At 39.4% G+C, this 5,635-nt stretch carries 3 protein-coding genes; 1 reads left to right on the plus strand and 2 read right to left on the minus strand.

Going from position 1 to position 5,635, the window contains the following annotated elements; genetic code table 11:
- Positions 1-59: 59 nt before the first annotated feature.
- Positions 60-938, minus strand: coding sequence for a TetR/AcrR family transcriptional regulator (locus IOC57_RS25225; protein ID WP_207441325.1), 879 nt, complete (start codon positions 936-938; stop codon positions 60-62).
- Between the two features lie 189 nt (positions 939-1,127).
- Between IOC57_RS25225 and IOC57_RS25230 the strand changes: the two genes are divergently transcribed.
- Entirely contained in the window at positions 1,128-4,256 is a 3,129-nt protein-coding gene (locus tag IOC57_RS25230; protein WP_207441326.1) for an efflux RND transporter permease subunit, read from the plus strand.
- A gap of 261 nt (positions 4,257-4,517) precedes the next feature.
- On the opposite strand, the gene IOC57_RS25235 is transcribed toward IOC57_RS25230, so the two are convergent.
- Positions 4,518-5,357 (minus strand): tyrosine-type recombinase/integrase, encoded by an 840-nt coding sequence (locus IOC57_RS25235; protein WP_207441327.1) that lies wholly within the window; start codon positions 5,355-5,357, stop codon positions 4,518-4,520.
- Between the last annotated feature and the right edge of the window lie 278 nt (positions 5,358-5,635).

Raw genomic sequence — 5,635 nt, forward strand, 5'->3', positions numbered from 1 at the left:
TGGTCAAAATTTCAAAGGGAATTTCAAAAGGGGCTATACGCCCCTTTCTTTTAAAGCCTTCATATATTCGTCAAGTAGTCCTTCATCATTAAGATAAGCTTTGAACACAAGGGACTCCTTTTTTCATTTTTTTCCAAAAACAGCAAAAGGCTTTCCAAGATGATGGGGCTTGGCCTAACGTTTGAAAACTCTTCCTGGATCGCCTTTAAGGCTTCCGTATTTTTACGTGTTTCCATTCCCTCTTCTTTACGTGTCTCCACTTCCAGCATCCTGACGATAATTGAATGGATTTCTTCTTTTGGGCTCATATCCCGGATCGAACATCCTGGTAGGGGAAATTGTTTCAATAATGGATCTTCCATGTTCTGCAGGCTTGCAATAATTGAATCCATACGATTCAATATGAAGCTCGGTAACAATTCCACATCGAAAGCATTTTGTTTCCTGATCAATATTCCGATATATCCTTTGAAAAGGGAATCTAAAATTATGGTGCAATCCGGCAGAAGATCAGCCGATAGTCCCGGGTACAACTCAATGATTTTACGCTTGAACCAAATCAGGCCCTCTTCATGGATATAATGTAAAAATCTATCTAGTTCTTTGCTGATATGGAGCATTTGTTCCTGCATCATCATTTGAATCAAGTTGGTATTTCCTGTCATATGCTCAATGTGAACGGTGATTTGCCTCATGAATTTGTCTTTGCTGGACAAGGAAGCATCCAGTTCAAGATCAAGTAATGAGTCCGTCAACGCCTCATAATAAAATTTAAAAATGGAGACTAGTAATTCTTCCTTCGATTTAAAATAATTATAAAAAGACCCTTTTGCTATCCCACATTTTTCGGCAATTTCCTGAACGGAAGTAGCATGATAGCCTTTTTCCGCGAAAAGCTCTACAGACATATCTATGATCATCTTATTTTTCTCTTTCATCAAATTCATCCTATCCCTTAAAATTATCCATCGATGACCAATGGGTCACATATTCCGAATTGTATCCTAAAACCCTTGAAATCACAACGATAATACTAACGAATATTATCAGTTGCAATCATAATCCATATACTATATATTTGAGTCTGTGACCGACTAGTCACAATTTTATGTATGGAGGGTACAGGCTTGAATTCAGTAATTAAATTTTCATTAAAGAATAAATTGGCAATTTGGTTGCTTACGATCATCATCGTAGCAGCTGGTTTATACTCCGGTTTAAACATGAAACAAGAAACCATTCCAAACATCTCGACTCCTTTAATAAGCATCTCCACTGTATATCCAGGGGCTGCACCTGAAGAAGTAGCAGATAAACTCACAGACCAGATTGAACAGAAAGTAACAAACTTGTCAGGAGTCGAATTAGTCAATTCTTCGTCCATGGCTAATGTCTCTTCCATCCAATTACAATATGATTATGATACGGATATGGACGATGCAGTAAAAGAAGTGAAAGAAGCTTTAGAGAAAATAGAACTGCCCGAGGGAGTGGATGACCCAAGCGTATCTAAATTAGAGTTAAACGCTTTTCCAGTCGTCGCACTCAGTGTAACAGATAAGGGCTCGGATTTACCAGCTCTTACAAAAAGTGTCGAAGAGGTGTTAGTACCTAAGCTTGAAGGAATTGACGGCGTGACATCCGTATCAATTTCAGGACAACAAGTTAATGAAGGCAGCCTTGTATTCGACCGGGAAAAGATGGCTCAATACGGGCTCGATGAAGATACCGTAAAGAATGTTATCCAGGCCGCAAACGTCAACATGCCGCTTGGCATATATAACTTTGATGATAAAGAAAAAACGATCGTTGTGGATGGAAACATCTCCACATTAAAAGACCTGAAAAATATTAAGATCCCTTTAACCGGCGGCTCTCAAACAGGAACGCCAGCACAAGCCGGACCGGAAACCAATCAATCATCCCCTGAAATGGCGACAGGTCCTGCCCTACTGCAAAATGTCAAATTATCAGACATTGCCGATGTTAAAATCACTGGTAAGGCTGAATCGATTTCAAGAACAAACGGTAGCGAATCGATCGGGATTCAGGTTACAAGATCGCCTGATGCCGATACAGTTGCAATCGTAGACGAAGTAAACGAAGAAGTATCGAATTTCAAAGAAGATTTTAAAGGCGTAAGTGTACATACTACGCTTGATCAAGCGCAACCGATTAAAGATTCCGTTGAAACCATGATCAGCAAGGCACTCTTCGGCTGTCTGTTTGCTGTCATTGTTATCATGCTGTTCCTTAGAAACTTTAAAACCACTCTCATTTCCGTCATTTCGATTCCATTATCCCTGCTGGCAGCCCTTTTGGTGCTCAAACAAATGGATATTTCACTGAATGTCATGACACTTGGGGCCATGACAGTTGCCATTGGACGAGTCGTGGATGACTCCATTGTCGTCATTGAAAATATTTATAGGAGAATGGCTTTAAAAGGCGAGCAATTAAAAGGCGGCGAACTAATACGATCAGCCACTAAGGAAATGTTCATCCCTATCCTTTCATCGACAATCGTTACTGTCGCCGTATACCTGCCTTTAGCAAGCGTTACAGGACCTGTCGGGGAACTATTCATGCCATTCGCCTTAACCATGGTGTTTGCATTAGTCGCTTCATTAATAATCGCCATCACCCTTGTTCCTGCAATGGCAGACTCTTTATTTAAAAAAGGTCTATCTAATAAAGAATTAAAATCACATGAAGAAAAACCAAGCAAACTGTCTGCATTCTACCGAAAAGCACTGGATTGGTCGTTAAACCACAAGGTAATCACCTTCGGTACTGCCATTGTATTATTGGTCGGCAGCCTATTCCTAATCCCAAGCATCGGTGTAAGCTTCATGCCTGCAGATGAAGAAAAAACGATTATCGTCACCTACACTCCCGCACCTGGAGAGTTAAAAGAGGATATTGAAAAGCAAACAGAAAAAGTAGAAAAATTCTTCATGGATAAAGACGATGTGAAGACCGTTCAATACACACTTGGTGAAAGCATGATGGGCGGCATGATGGGCGGCTCGAGTAACTCGGCTCTCTTCTATGTACTCTATGATGAAGACACCGAAAATTTCGGGGACAAAAAAGAAACGGTCATAAAAGATTTAACTGAACTTGATTCACCTGGAACATGGAAACAACAAGAATTCACGTCGACATCAAGTAACGAAACAACTCTATATGTTTACGGAAATACACAAAAAGACATTGAACCGGTAATTGACGATATTCAAAATATCATGAAGAAAAATAAGGATTTAAAAGATGTTGATACAAGTCTTTCCGATGCTTATGAGCAATATACACTAGTTGCAGACCAGGAAAAGCTAAGCGATCTTGGACTGACAGCTGCACAAATTGGAATGTCGATTGCCAATACGAATAAAGATGATGCTTTAACTACGATTAAGAAAGATGGAGAAGAAGTCAAAGTATATGTCGAGACAGAAGAAAAGACATTCGAGGACAAAAAAGACCTTGGGAATACGAAAATTTCTTCTCCAATGGGAATGGAAATCCCATTGAAAGAGCTTGTGAAAATCGAAGAAGGCAAAGCTTCCGATACAATCAGCCGCCGCGATGGAAAAATTTATGCTGACGTGTCTGCAACAATCAAATCGGATGATGTAGCAGCAGTAACAGCAGATGTACAAAAGGAAGTTGATAAATTGGACCTTCCCGCAAGCGTCTCTATAGACTATGGCGGAGTAACGGAAGATATCCAAGAATCATTCACTCAACTTGGCATCGCTATGTTAGCGGCCGTCGCTATCGTATACTTTGTCCTAGTTGTTACTTTCCATGGCGGTTTAGCACCAATAGCCATTCTCTTCTCCTTACCATTTACGGTAATCGGGGCATTGGCAGGGCTATTCGTTGCAGGTGAGACCATCAGCGTTTCAGCAATGATGGGCGTCCTAATGCTTATTGGTATCGTGGTAACCAATGCCATCGTATTAGTAGACCGTGTTATCAAAAACGAAGAATCCGGGCTATCTACCAGAGAAGCTTTACTCGAGGCAGGATCCACCCGTCTGCGTCCAATCCTGATGACTGCCCTTGCCACAATCGGCGCTTTAATACCTTTGGCAATCGGTGCGGAAGGCAGTGGATTAATATCACAAGGTTTGGGAATTACCGTTATCGGCGGACTCGTGAGTTCTACACTGCTAACACTTGTAATAGTACCGGTAGTTTATGAAGTAATAATGAAAATAGGTAAAAAGAAGAAAAAAACAGGTAAGTAATAAAGAAAGAGGGGATTCCAAATATAAGGAATCCCCTCTTTCTTTATTCAACAATTGATCAATATGCTCTGAATATATTAGACCTTCATACTTCTAGCACTTTTGATTGAAACTATATTATATTCCTTCTCCTTTTAACCTGCCCCGTCTCATAAGACAAAGCGCCCTATTCGTCATTTCCAAGGGGATTTGTTTGTTTTTAAAACATTATTTAAACAAAAAAAAGGGGGAAAACTCCCTTTCCCTTTTCATTTCTATAGTTTAGTGTTTGGTGAAAGTTTGGTCTATCGCATTTGCCAGATCCAACGATTTTTCTTTTAGGTAACGCTTCGTTACGTTTAAATCTTTATGACCGGCAAGCTTTGATATCGTTTGTATATCTATTCCATTATCCACTAACCTTTGGCAAAAGGTATGTCGCAGTTTATGTGGATGTACATTGTATTTCTTTAATATATATTGAACTGACCTCGGAGTGATCCTTTGATTATAGCTTGAGATGAATAACGGATCTGCTTTTTCCTTTAAAGAATTAAGATAATTTTTTACATGTTGGATAGCCGATACTGTAAGGGGAACGGATCTATCGATTTCACCTTTTGCATTCCTGACAAGTATATAATTTCGCTCTGATTCCATAATGACATCACGACCATTTAAGTCACATAATTCAGAGACACGGATTCCGGTATGTAACAAAAGGTAGACGATGGCAATGTTCCTTAGATTTCCTTCTGCTTCTATATCCCTTAACAGGATCTGCTGCTCATTTATGCTTAAAGTTTCAGGTACCTCAAACTTGTGCTCCTTAACCTTACGTTCCACAGAAAGCATTACTTGCGGTTTGCCTAAAAATTTAAAGAAAACATTTAAGGCAATATAGTGTTTTTCGATTGTCCCTGGGCTTTTCTTGCAATTTTCTAAATTATCAAGATAATCCTGAACATCTTCAGAATGGATCTCCGTCAATATCTTTTGTGTCTGGTCACAAAACTGTGAAAGGACACCAGTATACGTTTTGATCGTATTGGCTGATTTGCCTTGGTCTCTCAACCATTCAGCAAACGAAAAAATCATTTCATCTTTAGCAGAGGTATCCATCGGCTATTCCCCCAATGACAGTTTCAGAACTACTTTAAGTTTAACATATATCCCTACAGAAACGAAGAATTCTATCCCTTTGCCTTAATCACATATGAATAATTCAGATAGCTGTAGAAATTCAGATACATTAATAGTATGTCCTACCATTTATACTGCCTATAACTTTCTTTATGGTCCTTTTGAATCCCAACTTTTTTAACAGGTGTAAACAAAAAGAGACTGAAGGAATAACAACCTCAAAAAAAGACCAGCCAGATGGCTGATCTTTCGAAATG

Source organism: Bacillus sp. SD075 (genome assembly GCF_017355165.1).
Lineage (GTDB): Bacteria > Bacillota > Bacilli > Bacillales > DSM-1321 > Peribacillus.